Origin of the sequence: Silvimonas iriomotensis (assembly GCF_014645535.1) — a bacterium.
Taxonomy (GTDB): domain Bacteria; phylum Pseudomonadota; class Gammaproteobacteria; order Burkholderiales; family Chitinibacteraceae; genus Silvimonas; species Silvimonas iriomotensis.
Genome location: NZ_BMLX01000001.1, coordinates 685492 through 710650, shown reverse-complemented (window position 1 = coordinate 710650; position 25159 = coordinate 685492). Strand labels below are relative to the sequence as shown.

The window sequence follows — 25159 nt, the reverse complement described above, 5'->3', positions numbered from 1 at the left end:
TGAATCAAACGGCCAGCCACACTTCCCCATCCCGCACTTCTACCGCATGGCAAGGCACCTGGCCTTGCTCTGGCGCCAGCGCGCTGCCGGTGGCGAGATCAACCTTGAAGTTATGCAGCGGGCACGCCACCGCACCGCCAAATACCAGGCCATGTGACAGGGCGCCACCTTTGTGCGGGCAGTGATCGTCCAGTGCGAACACCTGATCGTCGGCAGTCCGGAACAACGCAATGGCTTGCGCCTGGGCGCTGGTGTTGACGACACGGGCGCCTTGTTGCGGGATGTCCTGCAAGGCACAGATTTTGTGGAATGATTTCATGATGTTCTCCTTGCTCAAGCAGGCAATGCGGCAAACTGGTCAGCGGCGACACCGTCACGTGCGCGCCACGGATCGGGTTCCAGCGCCAGGGCTTGCTGCAGGCGCGCCCACAGGGCCTTGCGACCGGCTTCGTCTTGCAGCACGCGTTCCTTGATGTAATCCAGGCCGACCCGCTGCATGAAGTGCACGGTCCGCTCCAGGTAGTGCGCTTCTTCGCGATACAACTGCAAGAAAGCGCCGCTGTATTCCATGACTTCGGTGGCGGTTTTCACCTTGATCAGGAACTCGGCCACTTCGGTCTTGATCCCGCCATTACCGCCGATATAGAGCTCCCAGCCGCTATCGACCGCGATAATGCCAACGTCCTTGATCCCGGCTTCGGCGCAGTTGCGCGGGCAACCAGAGACGGCCAGTTTGACCTTGTGCGGTGCCCACATCCGGTCCAGCGCTTTTTCCAGCTCAATACCCATACCGGTGGAGTCTTGCGTGCCAAAGCGGCAGAACTGCTTGCCCACGCACGTTTTGACGGTACGCAGCCCCTTGGAATAACCCATGCCACTGGGCATATCGAGGTCTTTCCAGATTGCCGGCAGATCGCTGCCCTTCACGCCCAGCAAGTCCAGCCGCTGGCCGCCAGTGACCTTGACCATGCGCACTTCGTATTTCTCGGCCACATCGGCAATGCGGCGCAGTTCGGCCGGGCTGGTCACCCCGCCCCACATCCGCGGAATCACGCTGAACGTTGAATCTTTCTGGATATTGGCGTGCATGCGCTCGTTCACAAGACGCGATTGCGGGTCGTCTCTGGCTTCACCCGGCCAGGTGGAAATCAGGTAATAGTTCAGTGCCGGGCGGCAGGTTGGGCAGCCGTCAGCCGAGCGCCATTGCAGCTTACGCATCACCTGATCCATCGAGGTCAGATGCTGGTTGCGGATGGCTTCGCGTACTTCGGCATGCGTGTGGGTCGTGCAATCGCACATGGGTTTTTGTCTGGGCGCAGCCTGGAAAGAACTGCCCACGGTGCTCATCAGAATCTGTTCCACCAGGCCGGTACAAGAGCCGCAGGAGGCGCCGGCGCGGGTGTGTTTCTTGACGTCTTCCACCGTAAACAGGCCGTGTTCGGTAATTGCCTTGACGATGGTGCCTTTGCTCACGCCATTACAGCCGCAGACTTCCGCATCCATGGGCAAGGCGGCGGCGCGGTTGGCCCCGGCCGTGCCCGCATCGCCCACTTCACGCGGGCCGGACAAGAGGTCGCGGCGCATATCGGCCACATTGCGGCCTTCACGCAGCAACTGGTAGTACCAGGCGCCCTCGCCCGTATCGCCATACAGGCAGGCGCCGACCAGCACGTCGTCCTTGAGCACCAGCTTTTTGTAGACGCCGCCCTTGGGGTCAGACACCACGATCTGGTCGTAATCATCACCGCCCATAAAGTCGCCGGCAGAGAACAGATCAATGCCCGTCACTTTGAGCTTGGTCGACGTGGTGGTGCCGGTATAGCGTTGCTTGCCGCAGCCGGCCAGCTGGTTGGCCAGCACCTTGCCCATTTCAAACAGCGGCGCCACCAGGCCATAACTGATGCCACGGTGATTGACACACTCGCCCACGGCATAGATAAACGGGTCGCTGCTCTTGAGCGTGTCGTCGACCACAATGCCTTGCTGCACTTTCAGGCCCGCCGCGCGCGCCAGCCCGTCGTTGGGCACAATGCCGGCAGCCATGATCACCAGATCGGCCGGCAACACCGTACCATCCCCCAGTTCCACGCCACTGACGCGTTGCTCACCCACAAGACGGCGGGCGGTCTGGCCCAGGTAAAGCGCCAGGCCATGATCGCGCATGGCTTGTTCCAGCATGCGGCCGGCTTGTTCATCAAGCTGACGGTTGAGCAGCCATTCGCCCAGATGCACCACGCTGACGTTCATGCCGCGCTGCTTGAGCCCGTGCGCCGCTTCCAGCCCCAGCAAACCACCGCCAATCACCACCGCGTGCTGATACTTTGCCGCCGCATCGATCATGGCCGTGGTGTCTTTGATGTCGCGAAAACCCAGTACGCCATCCAGTTGTGCGCCCGGAATCGGCAGCATGAACGGACGCGAGCCGGTGGCAATGATCAGTTTGTCGTAGGCAATGGCCTCGCCCGTGGCCAGACTGATGGTGCGCTGAACCCGGTCGATGCCGGTGGCGGCCACCCCTTTGATCAGGCGGATGCCATTGGCGTCGTACCAGTCTTCACTGTTCAGGATGATATCGGACAGGGTCTGTTCACCGGCCAGCACCGGGGAGAGCTGGATGCGGTTGTAGTTGCCACAGGGTTCATCGCCGATGATGGTGATGTCATAGCGTTGCGGATCGTGACGCAGGATTTCTTCCAGCGTACGGACACCGGCCATGCCATTGCCGATCAGTACCAGTCGTTGCTTGCGCATGGGTTGCTCCAGGCCGGCGCGCGCCGGCGGTTTCTATTTGATCAGGAGCTATGTTGGGCAATCTGGCGCGCGCGGACGAGGTAAATAGGCTGGGTCGATGGTTTGATCTAAATCAATGCGCAGTCAGGAAAATATGCATTTTGTATAAATGATGAAAACTACCAACGTTGCGTACGACAAATTAATGCTGATGGACTATTGCAGCGCGCCGGATTCGCAGCCCAAACCCTTGAATTGATGCGCATATCCGGAATATTCACACCCGGTTTTTTAGGGCACCCATCCGGCAAAAGCCAATAAAAAGGCCGGCACACCGGCCGGCCCTGGGTGACAGACGTCAATCAACCCTGCATCAGCAAGGACATTTACCGCCACCGGGACGATCCGCACTGGGATAACGGGCTTCCAGGCAATAACGGTAAAAGTCTTCGCGGCTCATCGGCTGGGCGTCCGGATGCTTTTCGCGCATGTGCTGAACGTAATACTCATAGTCATGCACGCCCACCATCAGCCGGCAGGTCTGCACCACTTTTCTGGCGGCATCTTTCAGCCCGGCCAGCCAGTCCGAGCCCAGGCTGTAGCGGTCGAACATGCTCTGGCTCATGGGCATGCCGGCGTGATGCTGCGCCGCGTGCTCTTCCACATAACGGGCGTAAGCGTCATCCGGGTGCTGCGGCGGCGTGTGGCGGCCGGTAAAGCTGGATAGATCAAGCATGGCTGGCGGCCTCCCCGCGCCATTGGGCATCTGCTTCACGCGCGGTGGGTTGGCGCGATGCCAATGCCTTGCGGATGTTAAGGAATGCGGAAATCAGCATGACCACGGCGACCAGCATGAAAAAGCCGCACAAGGCCGCGTTGACCTGGTTGTTGAATGCAATGCGCTGCATGTCTTCCACCGTTTTGGCCGGCGCAATGATGGTGCCTTGCGCGGCGGCGGTGTTGAACTTGTTGGCAACTGCCAGGAAGCCGATCTTGGGATTGGCACTGAAAATCTTTTCCCAGCCGGCAGCCATGGAAGTGATGAACAACCATGCCGTCGGCAGGATGGTGACCCAGGCGTAGCGTTCTTTCTTCATCTTGAACAGCACCACGGTGCCCAGGATCAGCGCCATGGAGGCCAGCATCTGGTTACCAATGCCAAACAGCGGCCACAAGGTGTTGATGCCGCCCAGCGGGTCAACCACGCCCTGGTAAACAAAGTAGCCCCAGCCGGCCACCGCCACGCTGGTGCCAATCAGGTTACCGATCCAGGAACGGCTCTTGCCCAGGCCCGGAATCGCCACACCGGCCAGATCCTGCACCATGAAACGGCAAGCGCGCGTACCGGCATCCACCGCGGTCAGGATGAACAGCGCTTCAAACAGGATGGCAAAGTGGTACCAGAACGCCATCATGGCGCGGCTGTTGAAGATGTCCGAAATGATGTGTGCCATGCCGACAGCAAAGGTCGGCGCGCCACCGGCACGGGACAGGATGGATTTCTCACCCACTTCCTGGGCAATGGTCGAGAGCGTGTCCGGCGTGATGGTAAAGCCCCAGCCATTGATGACGGTGGAGGCCTCCACCACGGTTTTGCCGATCAGGGCAGCCGGGGAGTTCATGGCAAAGTACACGCCCGGATCGATCACGCTGGCGCAGATCAGCGCCATGATGGCCACGAACGACTCCATCAGCATGGCGCCGTAGCCAATCATGCGCATATGGCTTTCACGCTCGACCAGTTTCGGAGTCGTGCCTGATGCAACCAGCGCGTGGAAACCGGAAATCGACCCGCAGGCAATGGTGATGAACAGGAACGGGAACAAACTGCCGGCAAAGACCGGGCCGGAGCCATCGATAAAGCGCGACACCGCCGGCATTTTCAGTTCCGGCGCGGCAAACACAATGCCGATTGCCAAGCCGACAATCACGCCGATCTTGAGGAAGGTAGACAGGTAATCACGCGGGGCCAGCAGCAGCCACACCGGCAAGACCGAGGCAATAAAGCCGTAGATCACCAGCGCCCAGGTCATTTGCGGGCCGGTCAGGGTAAAGATCGGGCCCCAGGTCGGGTCTTTGGCGATATCGCCACCGTACACAATGGCCAGCATCATCAGCACAAAGCCGATGACCGAGATCTCGGCAATACGGCCCGGCCGGATGTAACGCATGTAGATGCCCATGAACAGCGCAATGGGAATCGTCGCTGCAATGGTAAACGCGCCCCACGGGCTGTCTGCCAGCGCTTTGACCACCACAAGGGCCAGCGCCGACAAGATGATGATCATTACGCCCAGCGCACCCAGCATGACCACGACGCCGGCAAAGGGGCCCAGCTCCTGCTTGGCCATTTCGCCCAGCGAGCGGCCATCACGGCGGGTAGAGATGAACAGCACCAGGAAATCCTGCACCGCGCCGGCCAGCATCACGCCGATCAGAATCCACAGGGTGCCCGGCAGATATCCCATCTGCGCAGCCAGAATGGGGCCCACCAGCGGGCCAGCCCCGGCGATGGCAGCAAAATGGTGACCAAACAGCACCCATTTGTTGGTGGGTACGTAATCCAGGCCATCGTTACGACGCTCTGCGGGCGTCAGGCGACGGTCATCAAGTTCAAATACCTTGTTCGCAATAAAGCGGCTATAGAAACGGTACGCAATGGCATAGCAAGCCACTGCGGCCGTCACCATCCACACTGCGTTGACGTGTTCACCGCGGCTTAAGGCCAGCATGCCAAAGCCGATGGCACCCAGGATTGCGACCCCGATCCAGATTAACCATTCCTTGCTACGACTCATGAAAGTCCCCTTTTTATATTTTGCCGACGGATAAAGTCGGCGCAGAGCGTATGACGCCTTCTTTGCTGCAAGCGTAATGTAGTTTATCAATAGCAACTACATTCTTCATCCTCCACAACCCTGATTTGTGGATGAATGCAGCCCTTTGTTATTTCTGATCACCTTTCAATTTCGTCAGTGGCTGCAATAATGATGAAATAACAATCGGCCGCCCCAATGCCGATAACAACGCCAGAGCAAGGAATTCATGTCCCGCCTGTATTCCCGCACGTTGCGGTTGACCGTGTCTTTGGCACGCTGGGCCCCCGGTCTGCCGGAATTGCTGCGGTATTCGCGCAGCAATGTGCGCGCAGATCTGATTGCCGGGGTATCGGTGGCGACCGTGGCTTTGCCGGTCTGCATTGCCTACGCCCAACTGGCCGGGTTCAGCCCGGTCGTCGGCCTGTACAGCGCCATCCTGCCCATGATTGCCTATGCGCTGTTTGGCTCATCCCGCCAGTTGATCGTGGGCCCGGATGCCGCCACCTGCGCCATGATCGCCGCGACACTGGTGCCGTTGGCACAGGGCGATCCGGAGCGCTATCACGCACTGGCCATTTCACTGACCTTGTTCACCGGCCTGTTTTGTTTGCTCGCCGGCAAATTGCGGCTGGGCTTTCTGGCCGATTTGCTGTCGCGGCCGATTCTGACCGGGCTGTTGAACGGCGTGGCCATCACCATCATCGTCGGGCAACTGGGCAAACTGACCGGGGTGACGCTGATCGGGCGTGATGTGGTGGGTCAGGCGATCTCGTTTGTGCGCCAGTTGCCCGGCGCCCATCTGCCCACGGTACTGGTCTCGGCAGGTCTGATTGTGCTGTATGTCGTCCTGCGCAAAACCTGGCGCAACGGGCCGGTGGCGCTGGTCGTGGCCGTGGTGGCGGTGCTGGCGAGCGTGCTGCTGGGTCTGGAGGCGCGGCAAGTGGTCACTATCGGTGACATCCCCTCTTCAGTGCCGCGCCTGCACTGGCCGGCGCTGCCACATGAAGACTGGGGCGACATCATTCCATCGGCCGCGCTGCTGGCGTTTATCAGTTTTTCCAGCGGCATGCTGACTGCGCGCAGCTTTGCCGCCAAAAACGGGTATCAGGTGGATGGCAACCAGGAATTCATCGCCTTTGGCGTGGTGGATATTGTCTCTGCGCTGTCGCAGGGGTTTGCGGTGACCGGCGCGGACTCGCGCACGGCAGTGAATGATGCGGCGGGCGGGCGCACGCGCATGGCGCAGGTCTTTGCCTCGCTGGCCATCTTGCTGGCCTTGTTGCTGTTTGCCACGCCCATGGCCGCGCTGCCGACCGCGGCGCTGGCGGTGATCCTGATTTTCAGCTCCTGGGGGCTGACCGACTGGCGCGCCTATCTGAACCTGTGGCGCATGAGCCGGGCCGAGTTCGGCATTGCGCTGGGCACCTTTCTGGCAGTGCTCATTGTGGGTGTCATGCCGGGCATTCTGTTTGCCATTGCCATTGCCCTGCTGCGTTTTCTGGGGCAAGTGGCGCGACCCAGCAATTACGTACTGGGGCTGGCCGAAGATGGCGACTTTCACGGCACCATGTTCTACCCGACGGCGCAAAGCGTGCCCGGTCTGATCGTTTACCGGTTTGAAGCGCCGCTGATTTTCTTCAACGCCGGGTATTTCCGGCAGCGGATTGAGCAACTGATTGATGAAGCCACCAGCCCGGTGCACTGGGTGCTGATCGACAGCCACGTCATCAGCATGGTCGATCTGACCGGCGCACTGACCATTATGGAACTGGACAACAACCTGCACGCCCGCGGCATCAATCTGGCGTTCTGCGGGCACCGTTATCTGATCGAGCAATGGCTGGATGCGCATCACGTTGAGCTGAACGGCCCGCGTGAACTCAAACTGTTCAATACCCGTCGCACCGCACTGGCGGCATGGCGTCAGCTTCATCCGGACGTCCCGCTGCCCGTCACTACCCCGCCGGCCCGGCAAGCCGGCTCCTGAACCGAGAGGCCGAAATGTCCAGCAGCAAAAAGAAAACGCCTGACGTCGCTACGCCAGAAAAAATGGGCAACAAGGAATACGAACGCGCCCTGCGCGATCTGCACATTGAACTGGTTCATCTGCAGGAATGGGTCAAACAGAAAGGGCTCAAAGTCTGCATCCTGTTCGAGGGCCGGGACGGCGCGGGCAAAGGCGGTGTGATCAAGGCGCTGACCGAGCGGGTCAGCCCGCGGGTGTTCCGCGTGATTGCCTTGCCGGCACCGACCGAGCGGGAGAAAAGCCAGATCTACATGCAGCGCTATATTCCGCACCTGCCGGCAGCCGGTGAAGTGGTGATTTTTGATCGCAGCTGGTACAACCGCGCTGGCGTGGAGCGGGTCATGGGCTTTTGCACGCCGGAACAGACCCAGGCGTTTTTGCACGGGGCGCCCATCATTGAAAAAGCCATGGTCCACGACGACATCATCTTGCTCAAATACTGGCTGGAAGTGAGCATGGATGAACAAACACGCCGCTTGAAAGACCGCATCGACGATGGCCGCAAGACCTGGAAACTCTCGCCCATGGATGTCGCCTCTTATAGCCGCTGGTACGACTATTCAAAGGCGCGCGACGACATGTTTGCCCAGACCAGTAGCGAATGGGCGCCGTGGTATGTGATCCATTCTGATGACAAAAAGCGCACGCGCCTCAATATCATCAGCCACATCCTGTCCAAGGTGCCGTACAAGAAGATGCCGGCACAAAAGATTGTGCTGCCCAAACGGCAGAAGCCAGACGGCTACAAAGAAGCAGAAATCACGTGCCCGCGGGTTGATCTGAAATACTGAGCGACTGCATCCCGGCGCCGGGTGGGGCGATCAGGCCGTCAGCTTGAGTCCCACCATTCCCGCCAGTAGCAAGATCACCGAGATCGCCCGCAGCAACGACAGCGGCTCCCCCCAGAACAGCACACCGAACAGCACCGACCCCAGCACGCCGATCCCGGTCCACAAAGCGTAGGCCGTACCCAGCGGCAGCGTGCGCACGGCATACGCCAGCAAACCCATACTGCCCAGCAACAAAACCACAAAAGCCAGCGAAGGCCACAAGCGGCTGAAACCGGCAGATGATTTAAGTGCCACCGCCCAGCCCACTTCAAGCAAGCCGGCGACGATCAGGGCAATCCAGGAAACAACAGCAGAAGACATGAAAAACGGCCTCGACAAGTGAGGCCGTCCTCAGTGGAGAATGCGCTGCGGGGTCGTCCCCGCAGGGGCTACAAGCGGCGCAGTGGCAGCGCCTGTATATGCCAGTCAGATAGAACGTGCAGTTTGCCAGGGCGGCGAGTTTGCGTCAGCGCAAATATTGCCGCCACCCCGCTGTCGCATCAGTCGGCGAAACCGCGTTCCAGATCGGCGATCAAGTCGCCAATATGTTCCAGCCCGACCGAGATCCGGATCAAGCCATCACCAATGCCGGCGCGGGCGCGGGCTTCCGGCGTCAGGCGCCCGTGCGAGGTCGTCGCCGGGTGGCTGATGGTGGTACGCACGTCGCCCAGATTGGCCGTGCGCGACATCAGCTGCACGCGATCGATCACGCGCCAGGCCAGATCCTGGCCACCCTTCACATCAAACGACACCACGCCACCGTGGCCGGTCTGCTGACGTTCGGCCAGTTCATGCTGCGGGTGAGACTTCAGGCCGGAGTAATACACCCGGGCCACTTTGGGATGCGCTTCCAGCCAGGTGGCCAGCTTCATGGCATTTTCAGAATGGGCTTTCATGCGGATGCCCAGCGTTTCCAGACCCTTGAGCAACACCCAGGCATTGAACGGCGACAGCGTCGGCCCGGCGGTGCGCAAGAACAGGTAAACCGGCTCGATCAAGGCATTGCTGCCCACCACCGCGCCGCCCAGGACCCGGCCTTGGCCATCGATGTACTTGGTGGCCGAATGCACCACGATATCGGCGCCGAACTTCAATGGCTGTTGCAGCGCGGGCGAGCAAAAACAGTTATCCACCGCCAGAATGGCGCCGGCTGCGTGGGCGATATCGGCAATGGCGCGAATATCTGCCACATCCACCAGCGGGTTGGACGGGGTTTCCAGGAAAAACAGTTTTGAGTTCGGTTTGACCGCAGCGCGCCACTCCGCCAGGTCAACCGGCGAGGCGTAGGTCACTTCAACGCCAAATTTGGCCATGTAGTTGTTGAAGAACTGCATGGTGGAGCCAAACAGCACGCTGGAAGCCACGATATGGTCGCCAGAACGCAGATGCGCAAGGCACAAAGACATGATCGCGCTCATGCCCGACGCGGTGGCCACGGCGCGCTCGCCGCCTTCCATGGCCGCCAGACGCTCTTCAAAGGCGCTCACGGTCGGGTTGGTAAAGCGCGAATAGATAAACCCCGGCACCTGGCCCGTGAACTTCAGCTGGGCTTCATGCGCGCTGCCCACCACAAAGCTGGAGGTCAGGAACATGGCATCCGAATGCTCGCCAAAATGCGTGCGTTCCGTCCCGGCGCGTACCGCCAGCGTGTCCGGGTGCAAAGTGCTGTAATCGAGATCTGCCATGAAATGCCCTCACCTGTCCTTGTTGATGCGTATCTGTTTGATTGTGCCTTGAGCGCGCGCCGCGGCACAGACACAAAAGGGGCGCCCAAAGCCCCCCTTTTGTTATCCTGCCAGCCCGGTTCAGACCAGGTTTTGCTCTGCCACGCCGATATTCAGGTCAAGCAGGCCGCCGTCGCTGGTTTTGGTCGACAACGGCGACAGGCGCTTGGCTTCCAGCTGATCCAGGTAGTCGTCGGTGATATCACCGGTGATGTACTTGCCGTCAAAGCAGGAGGTTTCAAACTCCTGGATACGGCCACCGCTGGCCTCGCGACAGGCCGAGATCAGATCATCCAGTTCCTGGTAGATCACGGCATCGGCACCGACTTCTTCGGCAATCTGCGCGTCCGTGCGGCCGGTGGCGATCAGTTCAGCGCGGGTCGGCATATCAATGCCGTACACGTGCGGGAACTTCACCGGCGGTGCGGCAGAAGCCAGGTAGACCTTGCGGGCGCCCGCTTCGCGCGCCATCTGCACGATCTCTTTGGAAGTGGTACCACGCACGATGGAGTCATCCACCAGCAGCACGCTGCGGCCGGCAAATTCGACACCGATCGGGTTGAGCTTCTGGCGTACCGACTTCTTGCGCGAGGCCTGGCCTGGCATGATGAAGGTACGACCGATATAACGGTTCTTGATAAAGCCTTCGCGGTACGGCAGGTTCAGCTTGATCGCCAGTTGCAGCGCAGAAGCGCGGCTGGTATCCGGAATGGGGATGACCACGTCGATATCCAGATCCGGAATGGTCGAGCGAATGCGTTCGGCCAGGTAGTCACCCATCTTCAGACGGGCTTCGTACACCGAAATGCCGTCAATGACGCTGTCAGGGCGGGCAAAGTAAACGTGCTCGAAAATACACGGCACGAGGTTCGGGTTCGGGTGGCATTGGCGGTTGTGCAGCTCGCCGCCGAAGGTGATGTAGACCGCTTCGCCCGGATCAATATCGCGCATGCGCTTGAAACCCAGGGTATCGAGGGCGACGGATTCGGACGCCACCAGATACTCAGTGCCGGCTTCGGTTTCGTGTGCGCCAATGGTCAGCGGGCGGATGCCGTGCGGATCACGGAAAGCAACGAGGCCATAACCGGCGATGATGGCCACCACGGCGTAAGCACCCTTCACGCGCTTGTGAACGGCGGCGACGGCTTCAAAAATGATGTCTGCATCAAGCTTGAAACCCTTGGCGCGGTTTTGCAGTTCGTGTGCAAACACGTTCAGCAGCGCTTCAGAGTCCGAGTTGGTGTTGATGTGACGCAGGTCAGTGCGGTACATCTCGTCTTTAAGCTGGGCATCGTTGGTCAGGTTGCCGTTGTGGGCCAGCACGATACCGAACGGGCTGTTGACGTAGAACGGCTGCGATTCAGCCAGGCTGGAGGCCGAGCCTGCAGTCGGGTAACGCACGTGGCCAATGCCGGTGTTGCCCCAGAGCGAGCGCATATTGCGGGTACGGAATACGTCGCGCACCAGGCCCTGGCCCTTGTGCATATGCATCCGCTGGTCTTCAGCGGTGACAATACCCGCTGCGTCCTGACCGCGGTGCTGCAGAACCAGCAAGCCGTCGTACAACAGCTGGTTGACTGGAGTTTTGGCGACTATGCCCAGAATGCCACACATGCTGAATGCCTCTCGAAACGTGCAATACCAACTGCCAGGTTTAACCGACCTGTCCTTTTAGCCGGACTTCAGTCGTAATGAATATGCCGGGCGAGGTCCTGGGGTAACCAGGGCAACGCCATCACGGCTGCTTGCTCAAATAACGGGCTGAACATTGCATTGCGCCACAACGGGCTCCGGGGCACGTCAGTCAGACCGGCAATCAGCACGATCATCAACGTGAACAGGAAACCGCGCGCCAGCCCGAAAATCGCCCCCAACAGACGATCCAGCGGGCGCAGACCACTGACCTTGAGGAACTGGGCCAGCGTCAGACGCAGCAATGAACAAATAATCCAGGATGCAAAAAACAGCATGACCACCGCCGCCAGATAACGCAATTCCGGCGAAGGAATGGCCTGTGGCATATAAGGTGTGGTCAAGGTTGAATAATGAAAGGCCACCCAGGCCGAGATCGCCCAGCCGGCCAGTGCCATGATCTCTTGCACCAGCCCGCGCATGACGGAGAGCAGAATGGATAAGCCCAGGATGCCGAGTACGATGTAATCGAACCCGGTCACGGTCTGCTCCCGCTCGTCATGACTTCGGCGCGCATGGGTTTCATGGTTTTCATGTCGGGTTTATTTGCTCACCACCTGACCTTGATAGCCCATGGCACTGAGCTTTTTGGCCACGTTGTAGGCTTCAGCCGAGACCACCGGCCCGACGCGCACACGCGTCAGCGTGCCAGTCGAAGTCGTGACCTTTTCGGCATAGGCCGGCAATCCGGCCGCCTTGAGCTTGCCAACCACCTCATGGGCTTTGTCGGCATTGCCAAAAGCGCCCAGCTGCACGTAATGGCGCGGCGAGTTGTCAGCCGGCTTGTCTGCCAGGGCTGCATTGGCGCTGCCGTCTGCAGTGCCGTTCAGGATCGCTTCGGGATCAACGGCACCTTTGGGTTTGGGCGTCGGTTTGGCCTCTGCCACCTTCGGTTTGGCCGTGGCTACTTTTTCTGGCACGGGGGTCGGTGTGGCACGCGGCTTGGGTGCAGGTGTCGGGGCATCATCGCCCTGGACACGTTGCAACTTGCCAGGCAAGGACTGCGGCGCGTGGGTGGTTTCATCCACCGGTTTGGCCGCAGCAGCCGGCGCGGGCGCGGTATTGGCAGCCACCACCGGTGCTGGCGTGGCCGTGACCACCGCTGGCGTCAGGCCATCAGGCTGCGACGCGCTGGTCACGCTGCCATCCGGGGTGACGGTAGAGGTCAGCGCCACGGCCGAAGCATTGCCCGCGCTGGGTGCGCTGGCAATGATTTCTACCGGGTGCTGGGCCGCCAGATTGGCGGGGGGCTGTGAATCAAGCACTGTCCACAGGACAGTGAGCGAAAACAGAACCAGGGCTACTGCGCCGACAAGTCGACGACGGGCGCGTTTGCGCAGATGCTGGAGTTCGTCCGGGATATTATCTCGAGCCATTGCCATGCTGGGCAGCCATCACTTCCGCGACAGTGTAGAAGGAACCAAAGACCAGGATTCTATCAGTTTCGGCAGCCTGCTCACAGGCCGCTTTCCAGGCTTGTTCGACACTGCCATATGCGCTAGTGAGCGCTTGCGGTGCGGCCTGTAAAACAGCAGCTTGCAGCTGTTCGGTACTGGCAGCGCGCGGTAATTGCGGCGCAGCCAGATACCAGTGATCAATACGATCGGCCAGTGCGCTGACCACACCGCCAATATCCTTGTCGCCCATGGCGCCGAAGACGGCATGGGTTTTTGCGGCATAACCCATCTGGTCCAGCGCCTGGCGCAAGGCGCGCGCGGCGTGCGGGTTGTGCGCGACATCCAGCACGGTTTGTGGCCGGCCAGGCAGTACCTGGCAGCGCGCCGGCCATTCCACTTCAAGCAAGCCGCGCTTGATATCGCCAATCCCTACCGGCAATTTCAAGCGTACTTCGTCGAGCATGGCAATCGCCAGGGTGGCATTACCCATCTGGTAGCTGCCGCGCAGCGCCGGAATCGGCAAGGCATGGTGTTTGCCCTGGGCACCCCAGAACACCCACTGATTGCCCTCGCCTTCTTTCATGAAGCCGAAATCACGCCCGACCAGTTGCAGCGGCGCACCGACGCGGCTGGCCAGGTCGATGATCGATTGCGGCGGGTTCGGATCAGCACACAAAGCCGGTTTGCCGGCGCGGAAAATGCCGGCTTTCTCGGCCCCGATCAGCTCACGGGTATCGCCCAGATAAGACTGGTGATCCAGATCAATGCTGACCACGCCTGCAACATCCGGATCAAACACGTTCACCGCATCCAGCCGGCCCCCCAGGCCGACTTCCATGATGGCGACATCAACGCCTTCGTCGATGAACTGGCGCATGGCTGCCAGCGTACCGAATTCAAAATACGTCAGCGTGATCTCGCCCCGGGCCGCTTCAATGGCGCGAAAGCTGGCCAGCAGATCGGCATCGGCGGCGGGCTGCATGTTAATGCGCACGCGCTCGTTGTAATCGATCAGATGGGGTGAGGTGTACGTCCCGACCTTATAGCCCGCCGCGCGGAACATGCTCGAGAGCATGGCGCAGACCGAGCCTTTGCCATTGGTGCCGGCAACCGTCAGGACGGGAAACGAAGGCGTCAGGCCCATGGCGTCGCGGACTTGCGTCACGCGCGCCAGGCCCATGTCGATGGCCGAAGGGTGCAGCGCCTCAAGGTGCTGCAGCCATCCGGCCAGAGTGTCGGCATCAAAAAGCGGCATTAACGGGATGTATCAGTTAACCTGGGTCACAGCGGGCTGGCGCGAGAACAGCGTCACCAGCGAAGCAATTTTCTGACGCAATTCGCGGCGGTCGACGATCATGTCGATGGCGCCCTTTTGCAGCAGGAACTCAGAACGCTGGAAGCCTTCCGGCAGCGTTTCACGCACGGTTTGCTCAATCACGCGCGGGCCGGCAAAGCCGATCAGTGCGCCCGGTTCTGCCAGCACGGCATCGCCCAGGAAAGCAAACGAGGCCGATACACCACCCATGGTCGGATCGGTCAGCAGCGAAATGAACGGCAGGCCTTCTTCAGACAAACGCGTCAGGATGGCGCTGGTCTTGGCCATTTGCATCAGCGAGTTCAGCCCTTCCTGCATCCGCGCACCGCCCGAGGCCGACACGCACACAAACGGCAGTTTGTTTTCAATGGCGGTACGCACGCCACGGACAAAGCGCTCGCCCACCACGGAACCCATGGAACCGCCGATGAACTTGTATTCAAACGCGGCCACAACCAGCGGCACTGTCAGGATCGAACCTTGCATCACGACAAGGGCGTCATCTTCGCCGGTGCTGTCATGCGCGGCAACCAGCTGGTCGCTGTAGCGCTTGATGGCCTTGAACTTGAGCGGATCGACCGGCTGCACTTCAGCGCCGATTTCAAAACGGCCTTCCGGGTCCAGCAACAGATCAAGGCGACGGCGGGCCGACACCGGGTTGTGGAAGTTGCACTTGGGGCAAACATCCAGATTCTTTTCAAGGTCGGTGCGATACAGCACTGCGCCACAGGCGGAACACTTGTGCCACAAGCCTTCCGGCACGGCCGACTTGCCCGGTTCACGCGGTTTGTTGATCTTTGGCGGAAGCAGTTTTTGCAGCCAACTCATGGGTATTACTCCTTGCTCAGGCGCGGGCGGTATCGATGGCGGCACGGATGCCGGAAAGGAACGTGGTCAGGCGTTCGGCCAGACCTTCCTCACCTGCTTCCACTTCCTGGACGAGACGCGAACCAATCACCACGGCATCGGCAAACTTTGCCATGGCACGGGCGGTTTCAGCGTCGCGGATACCAAAACCCACGCCAACCGGCACGGTCAGGTGCTGTTTGATCACAGCAACCCGTTCGGCCACGTTGGAAACATCAAGGTGTGACGCGCCGGTCACGCCCTTGAGCGAAACATAATAAGCGTAGCCGCTGGCCAGCCGTTCCACCGCCTGAATGCGCGCAACGGGCGTGGTCGGGGCCAGCAGGAAAATCGGATCAATCTGGTTGGCCTTGAAAATGCGGGCCAGGTCTTCTGCCTCTTCAGGCGGCATGTCGACGGTCAGTACGCCATCAACGCCGGCAGCGTGCGCGGCGGCGGCGAAAGACTCGTAACCCCAGCGCTCGACCGGGTTGGCATAACCCATCAGCACCACCGGCGTGCTGGCGTCGGTCTTGCGGAACTCAGCCACCATTTCCAGCACGTTGCGCAGGCTGACGTTGTGCTTGAGCGCGCGCTCGCTGGCACGCTGGATCACCGGGCCATCGGCCATCGGGTCAGAAAACGGCACCCCGAGTTCAATGATATCGGCCCCGCCCTTGACCAGCGCGTGCATCAGTTCAACGGTGATGCCCGGGCGCGGATCACCCGCAGTAATGAAAGGAATCAAAGCCTGCCGGTTTTGCTGTTGGAGTGCGCCAAGCGTGGTCTGGATTCGGGACATGATTTTGTAATGTAAAAGTTGGGTGGATTGTGCGGCATCGGCCGGTTAAAGCCAATGCCGCATGTCGTCGCGATCTGCTGTGACGGCGTGAGCCTTAAAGCTCGATACCGGCCAGACGCGCCATGGTCGGAATATCCTTGTCGCCACGGCCGGACAGGTTCACCAGAATGACTTTGTCTTTGGGCAGTGTCGGCGCCAGTTTCTTGGCATGGGCCAGCGCGTGGCTGGATTCCAGCGCCGGGATAATACCTTCAAAACGGCTCAGCTCGTGGAAAGCCTCAATCGCTTGCTGGTCGGTGGCGGCCACGTATTGGGCGCGATGGATGTCTTTCAGGTAGCAATGCTCCGGACCCACGCCCGGGTAATCCAGACCGGCAGAGATGGAATGCGTATCAGCCACCTGGCCGTTTTCATCCTGCATCAGGTACATGCGGTTGCCGTGCAGCACGCCGGTGCCGACATTGGCGGTCAGCGGCGCAGCATGGCGGCCGGTTTCGACGCCATCACCGCCGGCTTCCACGCCGATCAGGCGCACGTCCGGCACCTTGATATACGGATGGAAGATACCGATGGCGTTGGAACCGCCACCCACGCAAGCCAGAACGAAGTCCGGCTGGCGACCCAGCATTTCGTCCATCTGCACCTTGGCTTCTTCGCCAATCACGCACTGGAAGTCACGCACCAGCATCGGGTACGGGTGCGGGCCGGCGCAGGTGCCGATGATGTAATAGGTGGAATCGACATTGGTCACCCAGTCGCGCATGGCTTCGTTCATGGCGTCCTTGAGTGTCTTGGAGCCAGATTCGACCGCGACCACGGTTGCGCCCAGCAGCTTCATGCGGAACACGTTGGGCGACTGGCGCTTGACGTCTTCGGCGCCCATGTACACCACGCACTCCAGACCGTAACGCGCCGCCACGGTGGCCGTGGCCACGCCATGCTGGCCAGCGCCGGTTTCGGCAATGACGCGTTTCTTGCCCATGCGGCGGGCCAGCAGGGCCTGGCCGATGGTGTTGTTCACCTTGTGCGCACCCGTGTGGTTCAGGTCTTCACGCTTGAGGTAAATCTGGGCGCCGCCCAGCGCTTCAGACCAGCGCTTGGCGTGATAAATCGGGGACGGACGGCCAACGTAATGAGCCAGTTCGTAGTTGAACTCGGCCTGAAACGCCGGATCGGCCTTGGCCTTTTCATATTCGGCACGCAATTCGTCGAGTGCGGGCATCAGGGTTTCGGCAACGTACAAACCGCCAAACTGGCCAAAGTGGCCTTTCAGATCGGGTTCTTGATACTGCAGAAAATCGTTCATGCGTGTCTCGCTGCCTTGATGAATTGTGCAACCTTGTTCAGGTCTTTGACGCCACGGGTGCTTTCCACACCACTGGACACATCGACGGCCCATGGCGCAACAGCCGCCACGGCCTCACTCACATTACCCGGATTCAACCCGCCGGAAAGAATCAGCGGCAGGGGTAAATCCTCTGGAATCAACGACCAGTCAAACGCTTCGCCGGTCCCCCCAGGGGTGCCTTCGACAAAGGCATCGACCAGCAAACCGCGCGCATCGTGAAATTGCGCGGCATATTCTATCAAATTTGTGTCCTGTTTTACGCGAACCGCCTTGATCCACGGTTTGCCGAAGCTGCGGCAGTACTCTGGCGACTCATCGCCATGAAACTGCAAGAGGTCCAGCGGCAGTACCTGCAACAGGTCGCGCAGCCAGTCCGGATCGGCGTTGACGAACAAACCCACACTGGTCACAAAGGCCGGCAATGCGGCCAGAACTGCTTTGGCTTCTTCTACGGACACATTGCGCGGGCTGGGCTCATAGAACACCAGACCAATTGCATCTGCCCCCATTTGCGCCGCAGCACGGGCGGTGGCGGGGTCACGCAGACCACAAATCTTGATTCTTACCTGCTGGTTCATCCGGCGGGGTTCCTGTCCATCAAGCGGTAGATTGTCGCTGACATTGCAACTTGTTGCCTGAACAACTTTGTCAGATCAGGCCATAACGGGGATCGGGCTCGCTGGCCAACCCGTATTCTTCCGGGTAACTCACCCCGGCCAGATACAGGCCGTCGGGCATGAAGGTGGGCGGCGCCAGGCTGCGATCACGCCACGCCAGCGCCTGAAGAATCCATTCTGGCTTCTCATTGCCTTTGGCTACATGCAACAAGGCGCCCATCAAATTGCGCACCATGTGATGCAAAAAGGCATCAGCCGAAAAATCTATCGCCAGCAACGTGCCAGATTGCGTCAATTCTACCTTGCGCAGGGTTTTGATCGGCGTTTTGGCCTGACATTCCGCCGCACGGAAGCTGGAAAAATCATGCGTTCCCAGCAACAAGTCGCCCGCACGCTGAAAAGCATCCAGATCAAGCGGATTGTGTATCCACCCTACCCGCCCGGCCCACAAGGCCGGCCGTACCGGATGATTAAGCAACAGATAGCGGTAATGCCGCGCCGTGGCAGAAAAGCGCGAGTGAAATGTATCTGGCACTACTTGCGCCCAGCGCACCGCCACGCCATCGGGCAAAAAGCTGTTCACGCCACGCACCCAGGCCGTCAGCGGCCGGCTGGCGTCGGTATCAAAGTGCGCAATCTGTCCGCTGGCATGCACGCCCGCATCAGTACGGCCGGCGGCATGGATGCGCACCGGGTGCCCTGCCATGCGCGAAACCGCGGCCTCCACCTCACCTTGCACCGTGCGCTGGTCAGGCTGGATTTGCCAGCCGGCAAAGGCACGGCCGTCATATTCAATGGCAAGAGCGTATTTCACGGGAAGATCTGGTGGAAAAACAGCAAGGTTAGCACGATGAGCGCCAGTAACAGCAGCAGCAATGCGCGTTGGCCGGCAGACAATGGCCGGATTTGCAGGGTCACCGCGACGGGCTGCAACGAAACCGCATCAAGCGGCTGCGAGATTTGCTGCCATAAAGCGCGCCAGTCCTGGCGCTCTGCCAGCAAGCGCTCGGCAAAATCCATGGTCAGGGTCAGGCGCAGTGCCCAGCGCTGCCGGTTGACGCCCAGCAGGGTCAGCGGCGCCGCCAGCAGATAGATGCCGCCAAACATGGCCTCCCGCGTGAGCGAGCGCAGCAGCCATTGCAGACTGGTCAGCACACCGACAAGGCGCACTGCCTGCAAAAACCCCAGCCATAACCCTTCCCGCGTGGGCGAGAACCCGCCCGACCACAGATACAGGCCCGGCGTAGACCAGCCGTAGACCAGCAAGATAGCCAGCAGCAGCACGCGCATGCGCCGCAACATGCGGGTCATGCGCGCAGCTTCAACCGCGAAGGTCACCACCACCAGAACGGCAGTCACAATGACAAGTGGCGTGGGCTGCAACATTTGCAACCAGCACGCCACCCAGATCCAGCACAGTATTGCGTTGGCGGGATGCAATCAGCCACCCCGCCCGTACGCATTACCTGCCTGGCAGATATTACAACCCATTCAACAGACCACGGATTTCCTGTTTCTGCTGAGCACTGCCCTCAGCTTCGGCTTCATGCAAAATCTCGCGGGCGCCTTCGATATCACCCATGTCGATATAAGCACGTGCCAGGTCAATCTTGGTCTGTACCGGATCATCCGCGCCGAAATCCGCGCTGGATTCAGCGGCACTGCCCGAAGACAACTCGCCAAACGAGGCGTCCAGATCGTGCGTTTCAGCTGCGGCAGCCGCAGTCGGCTCAGTGCCGGCTTCGTTCAGATCGAAGCTGAAATCCAGACCCAGGTCGTCAGCCGCTTCTGCTGCCGGCGAAGCTGCTGCCGGAGCGTGCGATTCCAGTGCCGGCAGGTCCAGATCAAGATCCGTACCCGACATCTCCGGCAAAGAGGCGCTCAGGCTTTCGTCGGTTGCCGTCTCGGACGGAAAGCTCAGATCAGTCAGTTCGTCGTGGGCGATATCCAGATCAGCCACGGCAGACTCAACCGGGCCAGCATGCTCAGCCGTCGCCGGGGCATTGAACGAATCCAGATCAAAGTCCAGCGACGAGCCCAGGTCCTCATGGGCCGGTGCAGCTTCAACCGGTGCCGGGGCTGGTGCATCCAGACCCAGATCAAGATCCGCCAGCGGATCGATCATTGGCGCGGCTTCCGCAACCGGCTGGGCAGCCGGTGCCGGCGCTGCGGCATCCAGACCCAGATCGAAGTCCAGATTGTCTTTCGGCTCTTCGTGATGATGCACGGCTTCTGCCGCAGCCAGACCCGCCACTGCAGCACCCGCTGCAGCGATACCGGCCACAGCGCCACCGCTCACGGCAGGCGCATGGTTTTCAGCGGCACGAGCGGCACTTTCGGTGCGCAGGTACAGCGGATTTTCCGGATCAAGGTTGTGGCCGATATACGCAGCTTGTTCCCACACCGGACCACGGCCACCCTGGCTGGCATACAACTCAGAGGCGATTTCCTCGAACGAGGTCTTGTCTTTGCGTGCGGCGTGGATTTCCAGCAGCTTCAGACGAATCTCGTTACGGGACGGATCTTTGGCCAGCGCGTCCTTGAGGATTTCTTCAGCCTGGGCGTCACGACCGTAGGCCATGTACACCTCGGCTTCCGCGATCGGATCGACCTCATCGGTATCGATGGTGCCCAGACCCTGACGGCTGAAATCGGTCAGGAAGGAGTTTTCGGTCGGCTGCGTGCTGATGACCGCACCGCCGGTCTGACCCAGTACGGTGTTCGGCTTCAGATCGCCACCGGTGATGATGCTGTCGTCAAACGCGGCCGGCTTTTTGCGGCGACGGTTGTAGACAAACGCGCCCGCACCCAGCAGCAGCACCAGCAGGCCTGCACCCGGGATCAGCGGGTTATCCATCAGCGAGTCAAAGAAGGACGGCTCTGGCGCCGGTGCCGGGGCAACCGGCACCACATGGTGACGCGGCTTGCTGGCAGCAACGGGCGCGGCGGCCGGTTCGCTGGCAGCAGCACTGGCTTCCGAGGCAACGGCCGCAACCGGTGCGGATGCTGCTTCAGAAGCAGCAGCTGCCGGTGCTTGCGTCGGGGCCGGAGTCGGCGCGGGTGTCGGGGTGGCGGCTTGCGAGGCAGCCTTGCCCTGCATGGCCAGCACGCCCTTCATGTCCTTCACATTCTTTTGCAGCGCGTCGACGCGGCTCTGCGCATCCTTGAGCGCCTTGTCATGGGCGATCTTTTCTTCTTCGCTGCTGCCGCCCGTGCCGGCATTACCTGCCTTGGCACCATTGGACAGCTTCAGTACATCTTTGTTGGGCTGACCGGATGCCGCACCCTTGTCTTCCACCTTGGCGCCAATCTTGCCGCTGGTGCCTTGATTCTGGGTGGTGTCTTCAGCCGGATTGGCCGCGGCATTTTCTGCCACTTTCTGGCGATAGGAATGCCAGTTCTGCGATTGCAGATGGATTTCTTTCGAAGCTTCAGCGCGAGACAACTGGTTCATCTGCTCTGCAGACGGAATCTGCAGAATCTTGCCGCGCTTGAGGCGATTCATGTTGCCATTGAAGGCATCGGCGTTATTGCGATACAGGGCAACCAGCACCTGATCCAGGCTCACACCGTCAGGCTGCACTTGATGGGCAATGCTCGACAGCGTATCGCCAGACTTGACGGTGTAGCTATCCACACCTGCCTGGGCGCCTGCCGACGGGGCCGGCGCAGCAGCTGCGGCTTTTTCAGCCGGCTGGGCTGCGGGGGCCGATGCAGCCGCGTGACCCTTGTGGCCACGGCGAGCCGACGGCGCAGCAACCGGACGGGCCGGGGTAATGGCACCGGGCAAGGCACGCGGTGCGGTGCTGCCAGTGGCATTCACGTTGTTATTGTTGCTGCCATAACCAACCGGATCGATCAGCGCAGTGTATTCGCGCTGGATGCGGCCCGAAGCCCAGTTCAGATCAACCAGCAGTTCGAGCACTGGCTCGCTGACAGCCTGACTGGAGGTAATGGTCACGAAGTACTGACCATTGGGGCGCTTGTCGATATTGAAACGCAGACCCAGTGAGGACGACGGGTACGGCACTTGCGCAGCGCCATAAGCATCAGGCGGAGCAAGGCTCACGACCAGCGAATCCGCCTCTTCCGGTTGCACGGCAACCAGATCGATTTCCCCGCGGAATGGCTGTCCCAGACCGGACAAGACATTCAAACGTCCCAGCCCCGCCGCATGAACACTCCACGGCGCTGCAAGCATCATTGCCAGCACGCAGGCTTTGACTCCAGGTTTGATAGGCACAGCTTCCCCCAATTTCTTTCACGTAAACCGACACACAACGGTGTCGGCAATTTCACGAATTCCGGGCCGCGAACATAACACCCACGCCCAAAAAAGCGCAAGGCGGCCCAACGGTTACATCGATTATATGTTGTGGATTATGCGAAAAATCGCTAATTCAATAAGAATTGTCAAATTTAAAAAGTGGATTGTTATTTTTCAGGCAACAGATGATTTACCTGTACTGCCGGCCATCGGTTTGAATGCCCCGTCCGACGGGCACTGCAGGTAATTTCCAATTGGCCACTGCCCAAGCCCAGAATTCATCCCGGGATGCATCAAGCAGCATCTTGTCTGGCTGCTGACCCAGCAACCCGAGTGCGCGCCACAATACCGGAACCGGATTTTTTTCTACCGCAACCGCGGGTGCTTGCGTCTGCTTGCTCAACTTTTCGCCAGCCGAATTGACCAGCACCGGAATATGCGCATATTCAGGAGACGGGCAATTAAGTAAAGTCTGCAAATATCGCTGACGGGGGGTCGAATCAAGCAGATCAGCGCCGCGAACGATATGCGTTATTCCCTGCAACGCATCATCCACCACCACTGCCAATTGATAGGCAAACAATCCGTCGGCACGCTTCAATACGAAATCACCAACGTCGGCAGACAACGTCTGACACTGCAGTCCTTGTATCCGGTCGGTATAGCAAACCGGCGCGATTTCTTCTGTATTGATACGCCATGCCCGCGCCGTTGCACCCGCTTTCAGACCATGCCGGCAGGTGCCCGGATAAACCGGGCCATCCACCCCGGCATGCGCCACACTGGCGATCTCGCGCCGGGTACAGGAACACGGGTAAACACGACCGGTTTGCTGCAATTGCTGCAATGCCGCGCTGTAAACCTCATCACGCCGGCTTTGATAAACAATCTCGCCATCCCAGTGCATGCCCCAGCTTTCCAGCTGGCGCAAAATCTCGTCGGCAGCGCCAGGTACGCAGCGCGGACGGTCCAGATCTTCCATGCGCACCAGCCACTCGCCGCCTGCCGCACGCGCATCCAGATAGCTGGCCAGCGCCGCCAGCAAAGAACCCGCATGGAGCACGCCCGTGGGGCTGGGTGCAAAACGCCCGCGATAAGGCGTTGCAGTTTTGTCAGCGCCCACCTGAGTGACTGCAGAAGCCGGATTTTCAACAGATTTCATCGATATACAACACACCACGCGCCCACCAGAACCAAAGCAATTACACCGGAATAGTTCTGCCTGAGCGCTGCTTGTTATAAAATGGTGACAGTTTATATCACCACTCGGCCCGCAACAGCGCGCCGGAACCAATTGCCTACCCGCTCCGATCTCTAAAAGGAAACGCCATGACCTATGTTGTCACCGACGCCTGTGTGAAGTGCAAGTACACCGACTGCGTGGACGTCTGCCCGGTTGACTGCTTTCGCGAAGGCCCGAACTTTCTGGTGATTGATCCGGACGAGTGCATTGACTGTACCCTGTGCGTAGCCGAATGCCCGGTTGAGGCCATCTACGCTGAAGACGACGTGCCGGCCGACATGCAAGAGTACATCGCGCTGAACGCCGAGCTGTCCAGATCCTGGACCCCGATCGTTGAAAAGAAAGACCCGCTGCCGGACCACGAAACCTGGGCTGGCGTGACGGGCAAGCTCGACCAGATTGAGCGCTAAGCCACCATCAGCACGCAACACTGTCAACAACCCGGCGGCGCAGCTTGCGTTACGCCGGGTTTTTCGTTTATAGTTGCAAGTTCACCCCTTGCCTGACCGGCGTCGCACCTGGCAGGCTGTTATAAACCGCAAGGAGCACACATGCGACACTATGAAATTGTATTCATCGTGCACCCGGATCAAAGCGAGCAAGTGCCCGCAATGATCGAGCGCTACAAGTCCCTCATCGCTCAAGGCAATGGCACGATCCATCGTCTGGAAGACTGGGGCCGCCGCCAACTGGCTTACCCGATCCAGAAGATCCACAAGGCTCACTACGTTCTGTTGAACGTTGAGATCGGTCAGGAAACCCTGGACGAACTCGAACACGCCTTCAAGTTCAACGACGCCGTACTGCGCCATCTGACCACCAAGATGGAACACGCAGTGACTGAAGCTTCCCCGATGATGAAGGAAGAGAAGTCCAAGTCGTTGGCCGCTCCGGCTCAAGAAGGCCAGGCTGTCTAAGCCGGCACTTTTGCCTACAACGACGTGACGAAAAGCAACCGGGTCCTGCTTTATGGAACCCTGATCGAACAACAAGCTTTACGCGTCACCCCGGCTGGCATTCCGGTTCTGGAGTTTGTTCTCCTGCATGAATCGGAACAGCTGGAAAACGAAGTGCCAAGGCGGATTACGCTGGAAGCACCGGCCAGGGCCACAGGCCCTGTCGCACAGGCGCTAAGCAAGTTGAAACCAGGTCAGGAACTCAAAGTGGCCGGATTTCTGGTCAGCATGGGACAAAAGTTCCGCCGCCGGCTCGTGTTGCAAATCGAACAGTACGAATTGTTGAATTAAAGGATAGATACCATGTCTCGCCATCTCTTCAAGCGGAAGAAATTCTGCCGCTTCACCGCCGAAGGCATCAAGGAAATCGACTACAAGGACATCGCGCTCCTGAAAGATTTCATCGCTGAAAACGGCAAGATCATCCCGGCCCGCATTACCGGCACCAAGGCCAAGTACCAACGTCAACTGTCGGCTGCCATCAAGCGCGCTCGTCTGCTCGCGCTGCTGCCGTACACCGACCTGCACTAAGTCGGGGAATTAGAAC

Annotated in this window: 24 protein-coding genes; 6 read left to right on the top strand and 18 right to left on the bottom strand. The window is 59.9% G+C overall.

Going from position 1 to position 25159, the window contains the following annotated elements:
* Positions 1-4: 4 nt before the first annotated feature.
* From nirD to IEX57_RS03185, 4 genes are all read right to left on the bottom strand, one after another.
* On the bottom strand, positions 5-319 hold the full coding sequence (nirD, locus tag IEX57_RS03200) for a nitrite reductase small subunit NirD (RefSeq protein WP_188702235.1): 315 nt from the start codon (positions 317-319) through the stop codon (positions 5-7).
* Between the two features lie 14 nt (positions 320-333).
* Complete coding sequence (nirB, locus tag IEX57_RS03195; RefSeq protein ID WP_188702233.1) at positions 334-2751, bottom strand: nitrite reductase large subunit NirB; 2418 nt, start codon at positions 2749-2751, stop codon at positions 334-336.
* 352 nt (positions 2752-3103) lie between these two features.
* Positions 3104-3466 (bottom strand): YbdD/YjiX family protein, encoded by a 363-nt coding sequence (locus tag IEX57_RS21080; protein WP_188702230.1) that lies wholly within the window; start codon positions 3464-3466, stop codon positions 3104-3106.
* Entirely contained in the window at positions 3459-5528 is a 2070-nt protein-coding gene (locus IEX57_RS03185; RefSeq protein ID WP_188702228.1) for a carbon starvation CstA family protein, read from the bottom strand. Before IEX57_RS03185 ends, IEX57_RS21080 begins: the two co-directional genes overlap by 8 nt.
* A 247-nt stretch (positions 5529-5775) precedes the next feature.
* Between IEX57_RS03185 and IEX57_RS03180 the strand changes: the two genes are divergently transcribed.
* A complete protein-coding gene (locus IEX57_RS03180) occupies positions 5776-7536 on the top strand; it encodes a SulP family inorganic anion transporter (RefSeq protein ID WP_188702226.1) in 1761 nt (586 codons plus the stop codon).
* A gap of 14 nt (positions 7537-7550) precedes the next feature.
* Positions 7551-8366, top strand: coding sequence for a polyphosphate kinase 2 (gene ppk2 / locus IEX57_RS03175; RefSeq protein WP_188702224.1), 816 nt, complete (start codon positions 7551-7553; stop codon positions 8364-8366).
* Between the two features lie 30 nt (positions 8367-8396).
* Here ppk2 and IEX57_RS03170 read toward each other — a convergent pair whose 3' ends face one another.
* The 14 genes from IEX57_RS03170 to gluQRS form a co-directional block, all read right to left on the bottom strand.
* Positions 8397-8726 carry a DMT family transporter gene (locus tag IEX57_RS03170; protein WP_188702222.1) on the bottom strand — a complete coding sequence of 110 codons (330 nt, stop codon included), beginning with the start codon at positions 8724-8726 and terminating at the stop codon, positions 8397-8399.
* 179 nt (positions 8727-8905) lie between these two features.
* On the bottom strand, positions 8906-10090 hold the full coding sequence (locus IEX57_RS03165) for an O-succinylhomoserine sulfhydrylase (RefSeq protein WP_188702220.1): 1185 nt from the start codon (positions 10088-10090) through the stop codon (positions 8906-8908).
* 120 nt (positions 10091-10210) lie between these two features.
* Positions 10211-11743 carry an amidophosphoribosyltransferase gene (gene purF / locus IEX57_RS03160; protein WP_188702218.1) on the bottom strand — a complete coding sequence of 511 codons (1533 nt, stop codon included), beginning with the start codon at positions 11741-11743 and terminating at the stop codon, positions 10211-10213.
* Positions 11744-11811: 68 nt separating this feature from the next.
* Positions 11812-12303 carry a CvpA family protein gene (locus IEX57_RS03155; protein ID WP_188702216.1) on the bottom strand — a complete coding sequence of 164 codons (492 nt, stop codon included), beginning with the start codon at positions 12301-12303 and terminating at the stop codon, positions 11812-11814.
* 60 nt (positions 12304-12363) lie between these two features.
* Positions 12364-13197, bottom strand: a complete 834-nt coding sequence (locus tag IEX57_RS03150) for an SPOR domain-containing protein (RefSeq protein ID WP_188702214.1) — start codon at positions 13195-13197, stop codon at positions 12364-12366.
* On the bottom strand, positions 13184-14473 hold the full coding sequence (folC, locus tag IEX57_RS03145; protein WP_188702212.1) for a bifunctional tetrahydrofolate synthase/dihydrofolate synthase: 1290 nt from the start codon (positions 14471-14473) through the stop codon (positions 13184-13186). Before folC ends, IEX57_RS03150 begins: the two co-directional genes overlap by 14 nt.
* A 12-nt stretch (positions 14474-14485) precedes the next feature.
* Positions 14486-15361, bottom strand: coding sequence for an acetyl-CoA carboxylase, carboxyltransferase subunit beta (gene accD, locus IEX57_RS03140; protein ID WP_188702210.1), 876 nt, complete (start codon positions 15359-15361; stop codon positions 14486-14488).
* Positions 15362-15377: 16 nt separating this feature from the next.
* Positions 15378-16181 carry a tryptophan synthase subunit alpha gene (gene trpA, locus IEX57_RS03135; protein ID WP_188702208.1) on the bottom strand — a complete coding sequence of 268 codons (804 nt, stop codon included), beginning with the start codon at positions 16179-16181 and terminating at the stop codon, positions 15378-15380.
* A gap of 94 nt (positions 16182-16275) precedes the next feature.
* Positions 16276-17487, bottom strand: coding sequence for a tryptophan synthase subunit beta (gene trpB, locus IEX57_RS03130; RefSeq protein WP_188702206.1), 1212 nt, complete (start codon positions 17485-17487; stop codon positions 16276-16278).
* Positions 17484-18107 (bottom strand): phosphoribosylanthranilate isomerase, encoded by a 624-nt coding sequence (locus IEX57_RS03125; RefSeq protein ID WP_188702205.1) that lies wholly within the window; start codon positions 18105-18107, stop codon positions 17484-17486. Before IEX57_RS03125 ends, trpB begins: the two co-directional genes overlap by 4 nt.
* Positions 18108-18177: 70 nt before the next feature.
* A complete protein-coding gene (gene truA, locus IEX57_RS03120) occupies positions 18178-18960 on the bottom strand; it encodes a tRNA pseudouridine(38-40) synthase TruA (protein WP_188702203.1) in 783 nt (260 codons plus the stop codon).
* Positions 18957-19532, bottom strand: coding sequence for a hypothetical protein (locus IEX57_RS03115; RefSeq protein WP_188702200.1), 576 nt, complete (start codon positions 19530-19532; stop codon positions 18957-18959). The genes truA and IEX57_RS03115 overlap by 4 nt, the downstream gene beginning before the upstream one ends.
* Positions 19533-19626: 94 nt before the next feature.
* On the bottom strand, positions 19627-22350 hold the full coding sequence (locus IEX57_RS03110; RefSeq protein ID WP_188702198.1) for a motility hub landmark protein FimV: 2724 nt from the start codon (positions 22348-22350) through the stop codon (positions 19627-19629).
* Between the two features lie 253 nt (positions 22351-22603).
* Positions 22604-23707, bottom strand: a complete 1104-nt coding sequence (gene gluQRS / locus IEX57_RS03105) for a tRNA glutamyl-Q(34) synthetase GluQRS (RefSeq protein WP_229708641.1) — start codon at positions 23705-23707, stop codon at positions 22604-22606.
* Positions 23708-23742: 35 nt separating this feature from the next.
* On the opposite strand from gluQRS, the gene fdxA reads away from it, so the two are divergent.
* From fdxA to rpsR, 4 genes are all read left to right on the top strand, one after another.
* Positions 23743-24066 (top strand): ferredoxin FdxA, encoded by a 324-nt coding sequence (fdxA, locus tag IEX57_RS03100; RefSeq protein ID WP_188702196.1) that lies wholly within the window; start codon positions 23743-23745, stop codon positions 24064-24066.
* A gap of 141 nt (positions 24067-24207) precedes the next feature.
* Positions 24208-24573, top strand: coding sequence for a 30S ribosomal protein S6 (gene rpsF, locus IEX57_RS03095; RefSeq protein ID WP_188702194.1), 366 nt, complete (start codon positions 24208-24210; stop codon positions 24571-24573).
* Between the two features lie 24 nt (positions 24574-24597).
* Positions 24598-24903: a primosomal replication protein N gene (priB, locus tag IEX57_RS03090; protein ID WP_188702192.1), complete on the top strand. Its 306-nt coding sequence runs from the start codon at positions 24598-24600 to the stop codon at positions 24901-24903.
* Between the two features lie 12 nt (positions 24904-24915).
* Complete coding sequence (rpsR, locus tag IEX57_RS03085) at positions 24916-25143, top strand: 30S ribosomal protein S18 (protein WP_184097521.1); 228 nt, start codon at positions 24916-24918, stop codon at positions 25141-25143.
* Positions 25144-25159 lie beyond the last annotated feature (16 nt).